Source organism: Deminuibacter soli, from assembly GCF_003412455.1.
GTDB lineage: Bacteria > Bacteroidota > Bacteroidia > Chitinophagales > Chitinophagaceae > Deminuibacter > Deminuibacter soli.
In genome coordinates this window covers 451,581-470,266 of sequence record NZ_QTJU01000003.1, presented here as the reverse complement: position 1 = coordinate 470,266, position 18,686 = coordinate 451,581, and the positions used below count along the sequence as shown (strand labels likewise).

Genomic DNA, 18,686 nt, shown 5'->3' with positions numbered 1-18,686 from the left:
GCTTTGTATAAACGGATAAAACAGGCAAAGGGTTGCCCGATAACAAGTGGAACATCAACAGACCGGTACATACACTATTCCCGCGAAATGCTGGCAGCAAACCACACTGCCCAAAAAAGTACTGGCCATACGCCTGCAGGCCATGGGTGATGTTATCATTACCCTGCCCTACCTGCAAACCCTGCGCAATATGCTGCCGCCTGCTACCACACTGGATTTTCTTACCCGCGAAGAAGTGGCTGAAATACCACGTTATGTTTCGTTATTTGACAAGGTATATGCTATTGGCGGAGGCAGAAGTATAAAAAAGCAGTTGCTGTTTACCGCGGCGCTGCTGCCGCAATTGCTGCTGCAGCGGTACGATGTGGTGATTGACCTGCAGCACAACCTCATCAGCAATATTGTACGCAACACATTGCGCCCGGCTGCCTGGAGTGCGTTTGACCGTTTTTCACCCATTGCTGCCGGGGAACGTACCCGTTTAACCATTGAAGCGGCAGGACTGGCAGCGAACTATGCAGCCGAACAGCTGCAACTGCCTGCTTTCAGCACAGCCGATGTATTGCTGCAACGGCACGGGTGGGACAAACAATCCATGCTGGTTATATTAAACCCGGCAGGCGCTTTTAGCACGCGTAACTGGGCTATAGAAAACTATATCAGTTTTGCCAGGCTTTGGCTGCAGGCTTACCCGCAAACACAATTTGTGATAACCGGTATTGCACTTATTGAAAAAAAAGCAGCGCAGCTGCAGGCTGAACTGGGTAGTAAATTAATTAACCTGGTACTGCAAACCACCGCAGCAGAAGCATTCGCCGTGGTGCAGAAAGCACAGCTGGTATTAACGGAAGATTCCGGGTTAATGCACATGGCCTGGGTATCGGGTGTACCTACGCTGGCGTTGTTTGGTTCAACGCGAAGTGACTGGTCGGCCCCGCTCGGCGATCATTCCCTGTTATTGCATTCCGGTGATTTGCCCTGCGGCAACTGCATGCTGCAAACCTGCGCTTATGGCGATAATCACTGCTTAACACGGTATACGCCTGAACTGGTATTTGACAAAGCCATCAGGCTGGTTCAGCATACTGAAATAATCGCATAACGGCTTTCACACTATCGCTCATTGAGTACAGCAAAAAGGGCTGATACACCGTATGGGTATCGTGCAACAATGCGGCCGCTTTTTCCACCATCATGCTTTCGTTCTGCACAATATGCCAGTTGCTGAGTTGCAGGTACATGGGATCGGTAAAGCTGATCACCTGGCAACCGGCATACATGGCTTCCAGGCAAACTGCGCCAAAACCCTCGTAGGCAGAGGGGTGCAGGAATACCTTGCTGCGCTGCATGTACTGCAATACTTCGTGGTGATGTAACATGCCGGTAATGGTGATATTGTTTTGCAGTTGCAGCGCATCAATTTGCGCCTGCAGCCGTTCCTGTTCTGCTCCGCCGCCGCAAAGCACGGCTTTGATGCCGGGAAACTGCTGTTGCAGTTGTTTTACCGCGGAGATAAATACCGCGTATTGTTTTAAAGGAATCAGTGAACCAGCGCCGAGTATATCAATATCACGTATACCGTTGGATGGCGCAAACTGCGTGGCGTCGATACCAATGGGTATGAGGTGTTGCGGGCGTATGGCATGACTGGCATAAAACCGGTCTGTTAAAAAGCGGGAAATCGTTACCAGCTCTGCTTCGCCGGGGCGTATCAGCTTTACCAGCCTGTTCTCCCGTTTGGCATCCTGCCCCGAAACCCAGCAGTAGTGCGGTATATGGTGCAGTTTGCCAAAATAGCTGCCTACCAGCGCACACTCGCCACACCAGAAACTAAACAGGCCAATGATGTTGCTGCGTTTGCGCAAAGCCCGTAGCTTTTGCCAAACGCGCATCCATACACCGGCGCGTTGCAGCTTGCGCGCATGCATGCCGTTAAAACTCGTCACAGTTGCACCTTGCCAGTAATACGTATGCGTATGATAAGGATAGTTAAAGGTGAGCACTTCGATGTGCAGGGAGGGAAACTGTTTTTTCAATACCTGTACAAACAGCTGCTTCGACGGCACCCAGGCACTGTCTGTTTCATCTGCCGGGAAGGCAGGTGCCAGTATTACCAGTGTGTGTTGTTTACTGTTCATTCAGTTGAATAATGGAGTGGCAGAACTGGAGACTTTGTTTGTTATGCGTAATGAGCAGTACCATTTTTCCCTGTGCCGCCAGTAGCTGAAAGTGTTGCAGCAGGCGGGTTTCGGAAGCCTGGTCCAGTTCATTGAACGGCTCGTCCAGCAAAATCAGGTCTGCATTTTTATACAGCGCCCTTGCAATGGCAATTCTTTGCCGCTGACCGCCACTGATATTGCGGCCTGCTTCTGCCAGCATAGTGTGCAGTTTATCGGGGAAGCTGCTGACAACATGGTGCAGACCGGTAACATCGAGTACCTGGTTAAGCCGGGCCTGGTCGCAATCGGCATCGTACAGGGTAATATTGTTTAATATGGTATCGTGCAACAGGAAAGGTTGTTGTTTTACATAGGCAATATTATTCCAGTATTGCTGCAGGTGCGGTGTTGTTTTGTTGTTAAACAGTATTTCACCGCCTGCAGGCTGCAGAAAGCCCAGCAGCAGGTGCAGCAGGGTAGTTTTGCCGATGCCGGAATCGCCGCTGATGCCGGTAAACGTGCCGCTGCTGATTTGAAAACTCAGGTCGTTAAATATTGCCCGGTTGTTATATGAAAAGCTGAGCTTATCGAACGCGAGACTGTTTAAGGCTTCCGGTTCCGGATGGTACATAGATGGGCGGCGGGCAGCAGCAGGTGGCAGCAGTTCAGTCAGGGTATAACTATAGGTTTTTATTTGTGCGCCCAGGTTGATGATGCGCGAAATGCCGGGTATAATTTTGTATGCCGCAGCCACAAATGCACCCAGGGCAATGATATCTGTCGTATGCGAGCCGGTGGTAACACGGATGGCTGCAATGAGTATAAACAAACCCAGTATGGCAAATGCCTCAAAAAAGCGGGAGGGGATGCCCTGTGTTATCTGCAGGCTGGCGAGGTAACTGCCCAGCTTGTTCTGCGCGTGGGTGTAACGTGCAATGAAGAAATCATTCCTGCCATGCAGGTTGCTTTCTACATAACCGGCAACAGCTTCATTGAGGTATTGCAATGATTCCTGGTTTACCTGTTTGATATTTCTACGGATGCCGGTAAGCCGTTTGCGGGTAATGAGCGAAATAAGGGCAATGGCCGGTAACAGGGTAAGCGCTACAATGAGCAGCAGCTTTGCGTTGTAGAGCAGCAGGGCAATAACAGCGATGGTTACCAGTGCGGTTTCCATTATCACGAGTTGCACACCTGCCAGTACGTATTGTGCAAATTCAATGGGCTGGTACAGTATTTTTCTAACAGATGCGGCTGCATCGTTGTTTACATGGCTTTCATAACTGCCTGCCATATGCTGCATGAGCCCTGTTTGCGATAAGCGGCAGGCTACAGTATTCACAAATTCGTACTGCAGTTTGTATACGTAATAACCACCTGCACTTTTGGCCGCATAAAATGCCAGTAACAGCAACGCCGGCATTAAAGAACCCGCTTCAAAGGGTAAGGGGGCCAATAAGGTGCGGGATGTAACGCCGGTTTGGGGTGCATAAAAATGAATAACTACAAACAGGAAGGCTATGGCGGCAATATCCAGTATGCTTACCAGTATATGCAATGCGGTGAGCAGCCTGAAGCGCCTGCGCTCCCGCGTATTGAGAATGAGTTGGATGTATCCCAGGATATGACGGTAACTGAAGCCTTTTCGTTGATCCTCCATGGTTAATACATACGGGGAAAAGGGCCGGGCGGTTGGCTTGGGGCGTTTGGTGAGTGGGGGCACCCGCACAGCGCAGCTGTGCGGTGTTAGTATCCTCCCATGGCGTGCTCATGCTCGTCGAGTGTGAACAGGCTTTTCTTTTTCTTCTTTTTCAGCACTGCTGCGGTGAGGCCGATGGCTATTCCGGCAACGGCAATGGTGAATAAAAGGGTCCGTTTTTGCGATGTCTGTTTCATGAAATGGGAATAAACAAAAGTTATACCACAGCCGTGTGCCAAAACCATCCCGGCACAGCCCGTATTGCGCAATCGTGTGCGTAAAACCTTTGCAGGCGTGCGTTGCCGCAGGTTTTGTAGCTATATTTACCACGTTGTATATTTTGTTAAATATCAGCCGCTTGCCGTGGCTGTACCCTCCATGTATAATTAATTTGTGTAATGAAACGTACGAGTTGTTTCCCCATACTGCTCACGCTTGCAGTACTGTTAACAGTTAACCATTTGTTTGCGCAGCAGCGCCACCACTTTGCCCTTGCCGATGCCAGTTTTACCCTCGATGGCAAGCCCATCCAGCTCATCAGTGGTGAAATGCACCCGGCACGTATTCCCAGGGCTTACTGGAAACACCGTATCCGGATGGCCAAGGCGATGGGATGCAATACCATTGCCGCTTATGTGTTCTGGAACTACTCGGAAACACAACCCGGCGTGTTTGATTTTAAAACCGATAACCGCGATATCGCTGCTTTTATTCAACTGTGCCAGCAGGAAGGAATGTGGGTGCTGCTGCGACCGGGTCCGTATGTATGTGCCGAATGGGATTTTGGCGGGCTGCCTGCCTGGCTGCTGCAAACACCCGGTATTAAGCTGCGCTGCATGGATACCACTTACATGAAGGCAGTAACCCGTTACGTAACCCGGCTGAGCCAGGAAGTAAAACCCCTGCTTTGCACCAATGGCGGACCTATTTTAATGGTTCAGGTAGAAAACGAGTATGGCAGTTACGGGAACGACAAAACCTACCTGGAAACCCTGCACAAACTATGGGTGAGCAACGGCATTGATGTACCGTTTTATACGGCAGACGGTGCTACGGATTATATGCTTGAAGCAGGAAATATTGACGGCGCAGCCATTGGGCTCGACAGTGGCAGCGGTGACGATGATTTTGCCGCAGCGCGTAAACGCAACCCGCATGTACCCTCGTTCAGCAGCGAAACTTACCCCGGCTGGCTTACACACTGGGGCGAGAAATGGGCAAAGGCTGATACCACGGAAACCTTGAAAGAACTGCAATACCTGCTGAGCCATAAAAAATCATTCAACTTGTACGTGGTGCATGGCGGTACCAATTTCGGTTTCTGGGCAGGCGCCAATGCAGGTAATGCCACACAGTTTCAGCCGGATGTAACCAGTTACGATTATGATGCGCCCATTAACGAACAGGGACAGGCTACACCTAAATACTATGCGCTGCGCAGGCTCATTAGTCAGTATGTGCCCTACACCATTCCCGAAGTGCCTGCACCAATACCCACAGTCGGTTTTACGGCAGTGAACATGCAGCCGTTTAACAATATATGGAATGTGTTGCCTGCACCCATGCACACGCCGCAGCCCATTACCATGGAGGCAATGAAACAATCTACCGGACTGGTTTTATACCGCACCAAACTCATCGGTCACAAAAGCGGCAATCTCACGATCACCGAGCCGCATGATTTTGCGCTGGTGCTGGTAGATGGCAAACTGGTAGATACCATATACCGTGATGGCGGCAAATGGACCATAAAACTGCCCAAAACAAATAACCCTGAACCGGTGCTGGATATATTGGTGGAAGCCATGGGTCATATCAACTTTGCACAGTATATGGTTGACAGGAAGGGCATTACCGATCGCGTTACGCTAAACGGCATGACGCTGATGAACTGGGAGCAATACGGCCTGCCCATGCAGGAAGACTGGATACAACAATTGCCTGCAGCAACAGACACAGCCAGCCGCAATGGTACCTTTTTCAAAGGCAGTTTTACACTGGACAAAACCGGCGATACCTACATCGACCTCAGTAAATACCGCAAAGGACTTGTGTGGGTAAACGGCCACAACCTCGGCCGTTTCTGGAACAGGGGGCCGCAGCAACATTTGTATTGTCCTGCCGCCTGGTTGCAGAAGGGTAACAACAATATTGTTATATTCGATCTGCTACAAACAGCACCCCAACCGGTACAGGGCGTAGCGCACCTGTAGCACATCCAAAAACTGAATGCGCATGAAACGTTTTGCCTTGTCTTTTGTTCTCTCACTGGCTGCCGCAGCAGGGTTTGCCCAAACGGCAGCTACCGGCAGCATCTCAAAGAAAACTGCTGCCGTTAAACCCTACGGCCCGCTGCCTACGCCCAGGCAACTTACCTGGCAGGAGCAGGAGTTTTACCTGTTTGTGCATTTTGGTCCCAACACGTTTACCAATCTTGAATGGGGTAAAGGCACAGAACATGAAGAAGTGTTCAACCCCACACATCTCGATTGCAACCAGTGGTGCCGCATAGCCAAAGCCGCAGGTGCAAAGGGTATTATTTTAACAGCCAAACACCATGATGGTTTTTGCCTTTGGCCCAGCAACTTCAGCACGCATACTGTAGCGCAAAGCAAATGGCGCGGCGGCAAGGGAGATGTGCTGAAAGAACTGGCCGAAGCCTGCAAACGCTATGGCCTGAAAATAGGCGTGTACCTGTCTCCGTGGGACAGGAATCATCCTGCCTATGGCACACCGGTGTACAACAAGGTATATGTGAACATGATGAAGGAAGTAGTGGCCAGGTATGGCCCGCTGTTTGAATTCTGGTGGGATGGCGCCAATGGCGAAGGGCCTTCCGGTAAAAAACAGGTATATGATTTTCCTTTGTTTGAAAGAACCATACGCACCATTGCACCCAACACCGCGGTGTTTAGTGATATTGGTCCTGACATGCGCTGGGTAGGTAATGAAAACGGTGTGGCGGGTAATCCCAACTGGTCGTTGCTCGATACAGCAGGTTATACACGCGGCATCGGCGCTCCCAAAAATGAAGTACTCAACAACGGCAATCCTGCTGGTAAAAACTGGATACCTGCGGAGTGTGATGTAAGCATACGCCCGGGATGGTTTTACCACAACCAGGAAGATAGCCTGGTAAAAACGCCCGACCAGCTGCTGTTGCTGTACCTGAAATCGCAGGGCCGCAATGCCGCCATGCTGCTGAATGTGCCGCCCAACCAGGAAGGCCTGTTTGCCAAATATGATTCTGCTTCGCTCGTTGGTTTTAAACTGCTGCGTGACACTTGCTTCGGCCATTCGCTGCTGCAGCAGAAAGGAGTTGCCATTACAACCGGTGCCGGTAATGTTACGCATGTGCTCACCGATAAGAATTATAAAACCTATGCGCCTTTGCAGCAGCAGGATTCGGTATACACCCTTACCATACATTTTGCCACACCAGTGCAGGTGAACTGCCTGCAATTGCAGGAACCCATACAAATGGGGCAGCGCGTAAAAGCATTCACTGTAGAAATACAACGCGCAGCAGGTGCATCATATACCTTTAACAACAGCACCATCGGTTATAAACGCATTGTGACCTTCCCCACAGAAACCACGCAGCAAATCACCATCCGCGTAACAGGCAGCAAGACCCTACCGCTGATCAGTGAACTGGCTGCTTACGAAATACCGGAACGCATCGTAATGAAGAACCTGTAGAAGAGGGCTTCATGGTTTGATTGTTTGATGGTTTTATGGTTGAACAATTGCTCCAATCCGGCTGTTTAATGTAACATTTATAGATTGCCGTAGCATTGCTGCGGCAATTTTGTTATTTTGGTATGTGATGCTGTACTTTTCAATTAAATCTTCTGTGATTAAAAACTGCTGCCTGATAGTATTATTCCGTTATTTACTGGTGTTGACTGCTTGCATGGGCTTGCTGAAGGTTCAGGCGCAGACAAGCGGTGCCGACAGTGTTACAGTGGCCATTGCTCCTGAATACAATGATGTAAGCGGGTTTCACCGTTTCCTGTTTGGAGAGAACTACCGGCCTTTGTGGGCGTTACCGTTGCGCATACGGGTGTTTCATCTTGCCAAAGAAAAAGGCGGGTTAACCATTGTGCAGAAAGGCGGTGGCTTGCAAACCAAATCCCTTCGCCTGCGCGATGCTTCGGGTAAGGAATGGGTGATACGTACCATCCAGAAATACCCTGAACGCGGTTTGCCACCCGATTTGCGGGCAACGATTGCAAAAGATATCCTGCAGGACCAGGTGAGTGCCGCACATCCGTTTGCAGCCCTTACGGTGCCGCCAATGGCAGCTGCATTGGGTGTGACGCATACCAATCCCGAGATTGTGTATATACCGGATGATACTGCATTGGGACAATACCGGGCAGACTTTGCCAACAGCGTTTTTTTGTTTGAAGAACGTGAGCCGCTGGATGCCGTTGACACTGACAATACACCCAAAGCGCAAAAAAAACTGCAGGAAGACAATGATGTGATTGTAGACCAGCAGCTGGTGCTGCGTGCACGTTTACTCGATATGCTGATTGGTGACTGGGACAGGCATGAAGACCAGTGGCGCTGGCAGAAAGAGAAAACAAAAAAGCAAACCCTGTATTCACCTGTGCCGCGCGACCGTGACCAGGTATATTACAATACCGGTGGTGTTTTTCCCTGGATTGTATCGCACCAATGGCTGAAATCAAAGTTCCAGGGCTTTGGTGATCATATACGCGATATCAATGCCTTTAACTTTAATGCCCGGTATTTTGACCGTTATTTCCTGAACCGTTTAAGTGAACAGGACTGGCGCAATGCTATTGCAGATATACAGCAGAAATTAAGTGATACACTTATACGCAGTGCCTTACATCGCATGCCCGATACGGTGTATGCGTTAACCGGTGAGCGTATTTTTCAAAACATGGTATCCCGCAGAAAAGCACTGGCTGCAGAAGCTATGGAATATTACCGTTTCCTGGCCAGGGATGTGGACGTGCCTGCATCAGACAAAAGAGAATTGTTTGCAATTAATTATGGCGACAGCGGGCATGTCAATATTACCATCACCAAAATTGCGAAAAGCGGTGAAACCGCGCAGGTGCTGTACCAGCGCAGCTTTAAACCTGGTGAAACCAATGAGGTGCGTTTATATGGTTTTGACGGAGATGATATTTTCAGCGTAACAGGCAGCACGCCTTCCAGTGTGAAAGTGCGTATGATTGGCGGCGCAGGGGCAGACAGCTTTGCTGTAAACACGCAACTGCCGCACAAACCCGGTTTATATATCTACGACCGGTATGATGAACACAATGTACTGCCCGCGAAATCGAAAGCGCGTTTCAGGCTGGCCAATGATACTATCGTCAATTCATTTGACCCAACTGCCTTCAAGTTTAATCGCCTGATGCCGCTGGTATCGGTGAACTATAATTTTGATGAAGGCATTATTCCACGGTTTGGGTTGATATGGGAGAAACATGGTTTCAGGCAGGAACCATTCTCCATGCGGCAATCGCTTATTGCCAATTATTCTATTTCACGCAGGGCATTCAGCATTGTGTACAACGGCGTTTTCAGGAAGTTTGTGGGCAACAATGATCTTGGTATAGATGCAGCCCTGAAAGGCCCGAATGGTGTGGGTAATTTCTTTGGCATAGGCAATGAAGCCGTCTTTGTAAACAAGGGTGATCAACGGATAGAGTATTACCGCAACCGCTACAATTACCTGCAGGCATCAGCCAGGCTGTTTCATCCACTGGGTAATAATTTTGTCGTAAATGCAGGTATCGGCGGGCAATGGTACAACAGCAACGCATCTAAAAACAGCGATCATTACCTGGCTGTGTTTGATGCCGAACACCCGGAGGAAAGGGTGTTCAGCAATAAACAATTTGCATCCCTGGTGGCTGGGCTTACTTACGACAATCGCAATGATACCGTACGACCCTCAAAAGGATGGCTGTGGCGCACCAATATCACCGGCAACCGGGAAATAAACGGCGGCAACCGTACATACGGGCAAATCACTTCCATCGTAAGCAATTATGTGAAGCCGTTTACCGGCAATAGCCTGGTTATTGCCAACCGCCTGGGTGTAGGCACAACAGTGGGCGATCCGTATTACTTTCAGCAACTGTATGTGGGCGGGCAGTTCCTGTTGCGCGGCTATCATACAGCGCGGTTTACAGGTAAAACCATGCTGTACCACAATATAGAGTTACGCGAACGGCTGTTTCATTTTACCAGCTACCTGTTACCGGGAACTGTTGGCATTACTGCTTTTAATGACCTGGGCAGGGTATGGCAACCGGGCGAAGGTTCCGGCAAATGGCACGATGGCTATGGCGGAGGAATTTATGTAGAACCCGGCGACCTGGTTTTGCTGCAGGTATCTATCGGTCACTCGGTAGAGGGAACGGCGAGCTATTTGTCAATTGGGTACCGCTTTTAGGGTGAGTAATATTTTTACCGCAAAGAAACGCAAAGGAAAACCACACAAAGTTCACAAAGAGGCGTTTGCCTCAACTTGCAGGTACATAATTTGAAAAGCTTGCAGCTTGAAGCTTAATAAAAAACGCAGGCCGAATGCCTGCGTTTTTTATTTATTTAGAGTTCACGCACCCAGATGTTGCGGAAGCTCAGTGGTTCGCTTTTATCGCCGTGCGCCTGTAATTTAATAGGCGAAGGGCCATGTTGTTTGTATTCTGCTTTGCCGATATAACGGGTAGCGCCCTGCAGTTCATAATTGTTTTGTACCAACACGCCGTTGTGGAATGCGGTAACACGTGCAGGTGATTTCAGTGAGCCGTCTTCATTAAAGCGGGGTGCTGTCCAGATAACATCATACACCTGCCATTCGCCTGGTTTGCGGCTGGCGTTTACCAGTGGCGGGTGTTGTTTGTAAATGCTGGCAGCCTGGCCGTTTACGTATGTTTCGTTCTCGTAAGAATCCAGTACCTGCATTTCATAACCATCATCGCCTGCACCTGTTGAAGCCAGGAATACGCCGCTGTTGCCGCGTGCCTGTCCTTTACCGGTGATGTTTTTGGGAACACGCCATTCAATATGCAACTGGTAATCGGTGAAACGGCGTTTGGTTTGAATGTTGCCGCTGGATTTGTTTACGGTTAATTCATCGTGTTTTACTAACCATTTTGCAGCGGTAGTGGTGTCTTTCACATCCACCCACTCATCCAGGTTTTTGCCGTTGAACAAAATGATGGCGTCAGAAGGTGCTTCGCCAATGGTTTTGGCGGGTGTAACCACTTTAGGTACGGGTTTCCATACCTCGGTGTCTTCAGGTTTGGCTTGTGCTTTTATCATGGTTGTTGACAATAAGCTGATGGCAGCGAATGCGAAATGTTTACCGTTCATCATGGTTGGTTTGTTTTATTGCTTAATTGTATGTTCTCATTGTGCATTGTTTGATAGGTGCCCGGGCTCAGGGTTTAACCAAACAGGTTATTGGTAAATTCCAGTTTAATACGGCTCTGGAAGTTTTCAATGGTTTTAAAAATTTGCTTTAGGGTAATGCGTTCTATTTTGGTAAGCGCACGCGGGTCAATATAATTGGTGGGCGCAGTTTTGTCGTACACAATCTGGCTCGCCTGTTTTTTTAAACGCATATTCATTAAAAAGTAATACGACTGCATCAGCTCCTGGTAGGCAGTTTCATCAAATACTTCTTTTTCACGCAGGGCTTTCATACGCTCACCCGTATTCACTTCAAAAATATGGTGTTTCAGTGCGTACACCCTTACCAGGTCTGTAATAGGCGTCATCGCTTTTTTAATATCGAAAACTTCCTGTTCACCTACGGTAAAAGTACGGATGGTTTTTAAAAAGGTGAGGGGCGGCTCGTACTGCAGCGCATTCTTCGCCATATGAAAAAACAGTTTTTCCATCGGCTTGTTCAGCTCTTCATCCAAAAAGGCTTTCAGCTCCTGTATAATGCTGCTGTCGCCGTAAATATAACGGCAATCAAAAAAAGTAGAAAATTTGATAACGGTCTCCGGCACCGATTCCTGCATCCAGCTGATGTAATTGCGTTTCCAGTGCGACAAAGAGTGTGTCCATTTCGGGTTTTTAGCCATAAAACCGCCGGTGCAGAAGCTGAAGCCGATATAGTTGAGGCGTTCGCTTACTTTATCTGCAAACGATAAAAAGTAGGCACGCACTTCTTCGCGGTGCTCATTGGCTTTGTCTTCGTAAATAATGGCATTGTCCTGGTCGGTTTTCAGGGTTTGCTCTTTGCGGCCCTCGCTGCCCAGCACCATAAAAACGAATTTGGCAGGCGGGGCGCCCATTTCATCAATCATACCTTCAATTACTTTCAATGCGATGGTATCGGATACGGTGGTGATCACCTGGTTCACGATCTCGGCATTCAAGCCGCGGTTCAGCAGTTGTATCACCATTTCAGGTACATGCTCCCAGCGGCGCTTCAGCTCATCGGTAGAGAGGGCGAGGCGTACGCTTTGTATAAACGCCATCGGGCTCTGCGCCTGGTCGGCCAGCAGCCTGTTACGGCTGGCAAAGCCGATGTATTGACCATTGTGCTCAATCAGCAGGTAACGCGTTTTGGTGCGGAACATCATCAGGATGGCTTCGTACACGTATGCCTGCGAATTGATAGAGACAATGGGATTGTCCATCACGTTCTGTACAGGCTGCGCAGTATCTGCCTGCCGGGCAATCACATTATCGCGCAGGGTAATATCGGTAACATAACCGGCGATCTGCTGTTGTTCGTTTTTTACAAACAGGCAGCTCACTTTATGATCGGCCATTATTTTGGCTGCTTCATACACGGGAGTAGTACCGCTGCACCATACAATATCGCGGTGTTCAATACTTTCCATTTTGCGTGAATACAGCTGCTCGCTGGCGATATAACTGTCTTCAAAGGAAGGTGTGCGTTTAAAGAAATGCGCAAACTCATCGTTGCGCATGCGGTTGCTGAACTCCAGCGTGAAATAGTGGTAAAACGCCTCGTACGTTTGGCAAAGGGTTCTGAAATCATTACGCGGCAGGGTATACACTACGGTGCCTTTTTTAGCGATCACCGTGCGCAGTGATTTGCGTTTGTTCAGCAGCACCGATACGCCGCCGTAACAATAGCCTTTGTGGTGAACCTCTGCCAGGCGGCGGTTTTGCGCGGTATCATAAAAAAACGATTCGTATTCACCTTCAACAATAATATCTACGCCTTTCATGGATGTTTCTTCCTGCCTGTACAGCATAGTGTCTTTGCTGAAGCGTACTTCATGCAGCAGTGCCGCAGTGCCTTCCAGCACATCGTGCGGTAAAACATTAAATGGTGTTACTTCCTGTAAAAATGCCAGCCTTTCATTCATATTGTGCATGCAATTAAAAGGGTAACCAGGAAAACAAACAGCACAATCATCGCCAGACCGGCTTTTTTAACATCTCTTTTGGCTTTGTTGATGTCGTTCAGCTGTGCGGCAATGCTTTCATCGGTGATGTCGCCGCGGCGCTGCAGTTCAAAAAAACAAGCGGCTGTGGCGCGTGCATCTGCCAGTGAGTTATGCTGGTTTTCGAGTGGTTGCTGAAATAAAATGCTGTACAGATCACCCAGGCGCAGGTATTTGATCTGCGGGTTGCGGTTGAGTGCAGTAGTGCCAAGCATGGTACAATAACAGGGCATTTCGGTAAATGGATTGTCTAAGCCTGACCGGTAAAATGCCGCGCCGGTAATATGCATGTCCAGCTCTACAAAATGGCCTGCAATCAGGGGCTGGTAGGCGAGTATGTCATCGTGCAGCAGCTGCATTACATGCGAGCGGTCTTCCCCGTGTTGCTGCAGGAAATCGTGAGTAATACCGTGTATTTTGATGGATGAAGATGAAATGGTAAAACCGGTGTCTTTAATGTAGTGGTTTTCTTCCTTTACCAGGCGGTGGGTTTTATCATAAATAAGCCATGACACCTGCACGGCATGCGGCCAGTTGTCGTTTTTGGAGTACGGCAGGTCCCATTTTTTGGGCAGGCCCGAAGCCTCTGTGTCAAGCACCAGCAAGAAATCTCTCACGTAAAGGATTATATGGATAAGCAAATGGGCGTAACCGCCGGAAACAAATATAAGGTTTTAGCAGGGAAACGCCGGTCGTGAGCTGTCAGGCGTGAGGCGTCACTAAATGCGTCGAGAATCGAGAATCGACAGTCGAGACTATCTAAGCGGAAGAAATTAAGTGAATAGTCAATAGTGAATGGAGTAGCGCGTTGCTTCCAACGGAAGCTTTGGCGGCATTTACATTAGCACATTTTCAAATTTTCAAATTTCCACATTAGCATTGTGCCGGTGAAAAGCAGGCAGCAAGTTCGCGCCTGCTCCTCACGGGGCTTCATCCATTGGCAGCGCAAACATACGCTCTTACTGCGTTTGCGCGGACATACAATCCATGAATAAATCATTAACGACTGCACAAAAAATTGTTAACTGTAGCAGCCATTCAACCATCCGGCAATCCAACCATCATTTCCTATTGTGCACTCACCCGCCAGATGGTGTTGCTGGCGTCATCGGTAATAAGCAGGCTGTTTTTCCAGTTAACAATGCCTACCGGGCGTCCGTAAGCTGTTTTAGCAGTTACATCTGCAATAAAACCGGTGAGAAAATCCTGCGGGTCGCTTACGGGTTTGCCATTCATAAAGGGAATAAAGATGACTTTGTAACCCACCAGCTTTGAACTGTTCCAGGAGCCGTGCTGCGCAACAAATGCGCCTTCGCGGTAACTGGACGGGAAGGTTGAGCCGGTATAAAAAGCCAGTCCGAGTGAAGCAGTATGTGCCCCCAGCCGCACATCGGGAATAATGGCCTGTGCCACCAGGTCAGGACGTTGCGGTGATACACGGGGATCGATGTGTTTACCGATGTACGAATAAGGCCAGCCATAAAAACCGCCTTCTTTCACGCTGGTAATGTAGTCGGGCACTATTTCATCGCCCAGTTCATCGCGTTCGTTAACGGCTGTCCATAAAGTGGTGCTGCCGGGCACAAAAGCCAGTCCCACCGGGTTGCGCAGGCCGCTGGCATATATCTTTTCACCGGTGCCATCGGGGTTAACCTGTAATATATTGGCCCTGCGTGTTTCATTGGTCATGCCATGTTCAGCTACATTACTACCGGAGCCGACAGTAACATAGATTTTAGAGCCATCGGGTGATGCAATGAGATTGCGTGTCCAGTGATTGTTATAACCACCTTCAGGCAGGTCCAATATTTTAACACCGCCTGTTAACTGTGTCTGGCCCTGTTGATAAGGGTAACGCCACAGGCCATCGGTATTGCCTACATAAAAGTAGTTGTTTAGAATAAGCATGCCGAACGGTTTGTTCTGCCCGCTTAGCAGTGTTTGCTGTATATCGGGCAAACCATCGTTGTTGGTATCGCGCAGCAGCAATATGTTGTTGCCGCCGGTGCCTTGCGACAGGAATACATCACCGTTTGCACCAACATACAGCCAGCGCGGGTTATTAAGTCCTGATGCAAATTTGGTAACGGTAAAACCCGGGGGCGCTACAGGCGTTGTACCTGTTGGCCAGCCGATAACACGCGCAGGTGAACTTACAGAGGGCGTGGCATAAGGTGGTGCAAGTATTACGGTATCTGTACCGGTTCCGGTAGAATCACCGCCGTGTGGCGGTTCAGTTGGCGGGGGATCATTGTGTTTGCAGGCAATAAAACTGCATAACAGCAGGCAGCAGGCTAGCCGCGAAGCAACCGTTTTCATGGCGTGTGATTTTGGTGTTTGTATTTTAAGCGGCAAAGAATATTCCAGACCATTGCTCCCGTCTGTTCAGAAGAATGAATGGCTAAAAAAGAACAGGGCGGGACAAAATTCTACAGTCCACCTGCTTATAAACCGCCCATGCAAGGCAAAATGTTTGATTGAAACGAATGGTTGTTATTGCAGTCATGATGCAATAAAGTCTATTATTTTTGTGGAATTGTCTAAATCGTGTTATTGCATGTATAAATACAATCAGCGGATGAAGTAAAAATAGTAGCAGCTTCGTGCAGAATAGTATCAGTATGTGCGTGTGCAATATTGCGAATTTGTTGCACAAGCAAAGCATTAAATCGCTGGAATGCAGTAGTAGCAAGGGTTATATCCATTAAAAAAAAGAGCCCTCCTTAGGAATAAGGACGGCCTTAACGATTGCTTGCCATATGAAAAAAAGATAATAATCAGTTTGTTATCGAGACACAAAGTAACACAACCATTTTGATAATAGCAACGAATTGTATTTAAAACAATATTAAATCTATGTGAGGGATATGTTAATGTGTGGAGATCAATAGTGAATAGTGAACAGGTAATAGTGAATGATCGGAGCGAATATTTATAACCTTTAACTATTGAGCTTTCGGCTTACGGTTGCTCTTCTATGAGTTGTTCGAGTTTGGGCATATTAACGATACCGATGTCTTTGCCGGAGAGTTTGATGAGATTGTCTTCTACAAACTCGTTGATGATTCTGAACACTGTTTCATAAGTAGTGCCTGCATACGACGCAAGATCCTGGCGGCTGAGTGTGATGCCGATGAAGCCTTCGCTTGTTACGCCGAATTTTTCCTGCAGGCGCAGCAATGCGTTTACAATACGGCCTTTAACAGGCATATGCGCGAGGTTGCGCATGTTGCGTTCTGATTCCTGCAGTTCGGCTGCATAAAAGCTCATCAGTTTGAAAATAAAATCGTAGTTCATTTTCAGTGTGGTGAGGAAGAAAGGAATATCAATATAACAAACCGTAAGCGGCTCCAGTGCAGTGGCGGAAATAGGATAGTAGGTTTCTTTACCAAAACCGCGATGCCCGAATACATCGCCCTGCCTGGCAAATCGAATGATCAGCTCTTTTTCGGTGCCCCATTGCTTGTGCACTTTTACAATGCCATTGTACACAAAGAAGATACCCTTTACCAGGTCGCCTTCCTTAAAAATCACTTCCCCTTTTTTATATGACAGCGTTTTTCTGTACGCGGCTATCGCGGGGTTCCATTCCGGTTGACATAACTGGCACAAAAAACAACTTTTCAAATCACAGCCCGCCTTGTTCTGCTTCATAAACTGGGTTAAAATCTATTAAGTGTACAATATAATCGTAATTAACGAAATAATCAGCCAACGGGCTTATATTAAGGTATTTATAATTTGTTTATTTCCAAATAAATCATGCCAAAATGCGGTATAACTAACCGGGAAATGGATTATTGGTAGTTGATTTTGATAAATTGGAAGATTTTAAGCTACCTGCCACTGTTATTAAAAGATTGTATATATTAGACTGCACACCGGCATTTTGCCCGGTACTTTGTTTGGACAACCCAATTAACCAACTGCTTAATTCTTTCTATTTATGCCTGTACCCCTTGACCGGCTGCGTATTTTCTCCATACGCGGTGTGCAGATGCGCACGTTTCACCTTGCCTGGCTGATGTTTTTTACCTGTTTTTTTGGCTGGTTTGGTCTGGCCCCGTTGATGCCCACCATTCGTGCAGATCTTGGATTAAGCAAGTCGCAGGTGGGCAATACCATTATTGCTTCAGTTACGGCTACCATTGTTGCGCGTTTAGTGGCAGGGCGGCTCTGTGATACCATTGGTCCGCGTAAAACAGCAGTATGGCTGCTGGTATTGGGGGCTATACCGGTAATGGGGGTATCGCTGGCCTGGGATTATACTTCGTTCCTGCTTTTCAGGCTGGCGATTGGCGTTATTGGTGCTTCATTTGTCATTACACAGTTTCACACCGCTGTAATGTTTGCCCCGCAGATAAAAGGAACAGCCAATGCCGTTGCAGGCGGCTGGGGTAACCTGGGTGGGGGTGTTACCAATATCGTGATGCCGCTGGTGTTCTCTGCCATACTGGCCTGCGGTTATACTGCCGGCGAAGCCTGGCGTTATGCCATGCTGCTGCCCGGTGTGCTGTTGCTGGCGGTTGCCTGGCTGTACTGGAAATACACGAAAGATACGCCTGCAGGCAATTACAGCGAAACAGGCCATGCAGCTAACAAACAGCCGCTGCAATGGGCGGTGCTGGCAGACTGGCGTATATGGGCACTTACACTGGCCTATGCCATGTGTTTTGGCATGGAGATCACATTCGACAATGTAGCTGTCCTGCATTTTGTTGACAGTTTTGAATTGTCGCAAAACACCGCCGGGTTATGGGCCGGCGCGTTCGGTTTAATGAATGTATTTGCGCGTGCACTGGGTGGTATCTGGAGCGATAAAGCCGGTTTGCGTGCCGGCTTACGCGGCAAGGGTATTTTTCTTGCAGTGTTATTGCTGCTGGAAGGCGCAGGACTATTACTGTTTGCACATGCCGGCAGTTTAACCGCTGCCGTGATTTGTATGCTCAGCTTCGCGTTGTTCCTGAAAATGGCCAACGGTGCCACTTATGGCATTGTACCGTTTATTAACCCGCATCATACAGGACTGGTAAGTGGTGTAGTGGGTGCAGGCGGTAATGTAGGCGGTATGGTGTTCGGGTTCCTGTTTAAATCAGAAAGCCTGACTTATACGGATGCGTTTGTGTACATTGGCTGCATGGTTATTGTTGCGGCAGTTATTGTAGCCTTCACCCGGTTTCAACAAAAGGAGCGCGAAATTCATAGCTCGCGGAAAGCGCAGAATACGCTGAATTTTTAGCGGAGATCGCAGCGGATTTTAATGCGCAGAACATGCCGGTGATGAAGAAGACGCGTCGGTGAGGAAACCTCGCGGGCTTTAAAGGCAAGCCGTTGCCGGTGTCCCCACCGGCAATATGTACGGTGACAGGGGGAACGCGTCGGTGAGGACACCTCGCG

13 protein-coding genes are annotated in these 18,686 nt (G+C 48.5%); 5 read left to right on the top strand and 8 right to left on the bottom strand.

Going from position 1 to position 18,686, the window contains the following annotated elements; genetic code table 11:
• The first annotated feature begins 46 nt into the window (after nt 1-46).
• Nucleotides 47-1,102, top strand: coding sequence for a glycosyltransferase family 9 protein (locus DXN05_RS12190; protein ID WP_116847513.1), 1,056 nt, complete (start codon nt 47-49; stop codon nt 1,100-1,102).
• Here DXN05_RS12190 and DXN05_RS12185 read toward each other — a convergent pair.
• From DXN05_RS12185 to DXN05_RS24675, 3 genes are all read right to left on the bottom strand, one after another.
• Complete coding sequence (locus DXN05_RS12185) at nt 1,068-2,138, bottom strand: glycosyltransferase (RefSeq protein WP_116847512.1); 1,071 nt, start codon at nt 2,136-2,138, stop codon at nt 1,068-1,070. The genes DXN05_RS12190 and DXN05_RS12185 overlap by 35 nt on opposite strands.
• The gene (locus tag DXN05_RS12180; RefSeq protein ID WP_116847511.1) at nt 2,128-3,819 is read right to left on the bottom strand and encodes an ATP-binding cassette domain-containing protein; all 1,692 of its coding nucleotides are present in this window, start codon (nt 3,817-3,819) and stop codon (nt 2,128-2,130) included. The genes DXN05_RS12185 and DXN05_RS12180 overlap by 11 nt, the downstream gene beginning before the upstream one ends.
• 86 nt (nt 3,820-3,905) lie before the next feature.
• A complete protein-coding gene (locus tag DXN05_RS24675) occupies nt 3,906-4,055 on the bottom strand; it encodes a hypothetical protein (RefSeq protein ID WP_158559227.1) in 150 nt (49 codons plus the stop codon).
• A 201-nt stretch (nt 4,056-4,256) separates the two neighbouring features.
• Here DXN05_RS24675 and DXN05_RS12170 point away from each other — a divergent pair, with 201 nt between their 5' ends.
• The 3 genes from DXN05_RS12170 (at nt 4,257) to DXN05_RS12160 (ending at nt 10,306) form a co-directional block, all read left to right on the top strand.
• On the top strand, nt 4,257-6,071 hold the full coding sequence (locus DXN05_RS12170; RefSeq protein ID WP_116847509.1) for a glycoside hydrolase family 35 protein: 1,815 nt from the start codon (nt 4,257-4,259) through the stop codon (nt 6,069-6,071).
• Nucleotides 6,072-6,093: 22 nt separating this feature from the next.
• The gene (locus tag DXN05_RS12165; protein ID WP_116847508.1) at nt 6,094-7,560 is read left to right on the top strand and encodes an alpha-L-fucosidase; all 1,467 of its coding nucleotides are present in this window, start codon (nt 6,094-6,096) and stop codon (nt 7,558-7,560) included.
• 214 nt (nt 7,561-7,774) lie between these two features.
• Entirely contained in the window at nt 7,775-10,306 is a 2,532-nt protein-coding gene (locus tag DXN05_RS12160; RefSeq protein ID WP_116847600.1) for a BamA/TamA family outer membrane protein, read from the top strand.
• Between the two features lie 155 nt (nt 10,307-10,461).
• Here DXN05_RS12160 and DXN05_RS12155 read toward each other — a convergent pair whose 3' ends face one another.
• From DXN05_RS12155 to DXN05_RS12135, 5 genes are all read right to left on the bottom strand, one after another.
• Nucleotides 10,462-11,232 carry a 3-keto-disaccharide hydrolase gene (locus DXN05_RS12155; RefSeq protein ID WP_245975197.1) on the bottom strand — a complete coding sequence of 257 codons (771 nt, stop codon included), beginning with the start codon at nt 11,230-11,232 and terminating at the stop codon, nt 10,462-10,464.
• A gap of 71 nt (nt 11,233-11,303) precedes the next feature.
• Nucleotides 11,304-13,211 (bottom strand): DUF294 nucleotidyltransferase-like domain-containing protein, encoded by a 1,908-nt coding sequence (locus DXN05_RS12150; protein WP_116847507.1) that lies wholly within the window; start codon nt 13,209-13,211, stop codon nt 11,304-11,306.
• A complete protein-coding gene (locus tag DXN05_RS12145; RefSeq protein WP_116847598.1) occupies nt 13,208-13,906 on the bottom strand; it encodes a 3'-5' exonuclease in 699 nt (232 codons plus the stop codon). Before DXN05_RS12145 ends, DXN05_RS12150 begins: the two co-directional genes overlap by 4 nt.
• A 451-nt stretch (nt 13,907-14,357) precedes the next feature.
• On the bottom strand, nt 14,358-15,608 hold the full coding sequence (locus DXN05_RS12140; RefSeq protein ID WP_116847506.1) for a PQQ-dependent sugar dehydrogenase: 1,251 nt from the start codon (nt 15,606-15,608) through the stop codon (nt 14,358-14,360).
• A gap of 642 nt (nt 15,609-16,250) precedes the next feature.
• Nucleotides 16,251-16,943 (bottom strand): Crp/Fnr family transcriptional regulator, encoded by a 693-nt coding sequence (locus tag DXN05_RS12135; RefSeq protein WP_116847505.1) that lies wholly within the window; start codon nt 16,941-16,943, stop codon nt 16,251-16,253.
• 292 nt (nt 16,944-17,235) lie between these two features.
• Here DXN05_RS12135 and DXN05_RS12130 point away from each other — a divergent pair, with 292 nt between their 5' ends.
• Entirely contained in the window at nt 17,236-18,528 is a 1,293-nt protein-coding gene (locus tag DXN05_RS12130) for an MFS transporter (RefSeq protein ID WP_116847504.1), read from the top strand.
• Nucleotides 18,529-18,686 lie beyond the last annotated feature (158 nt).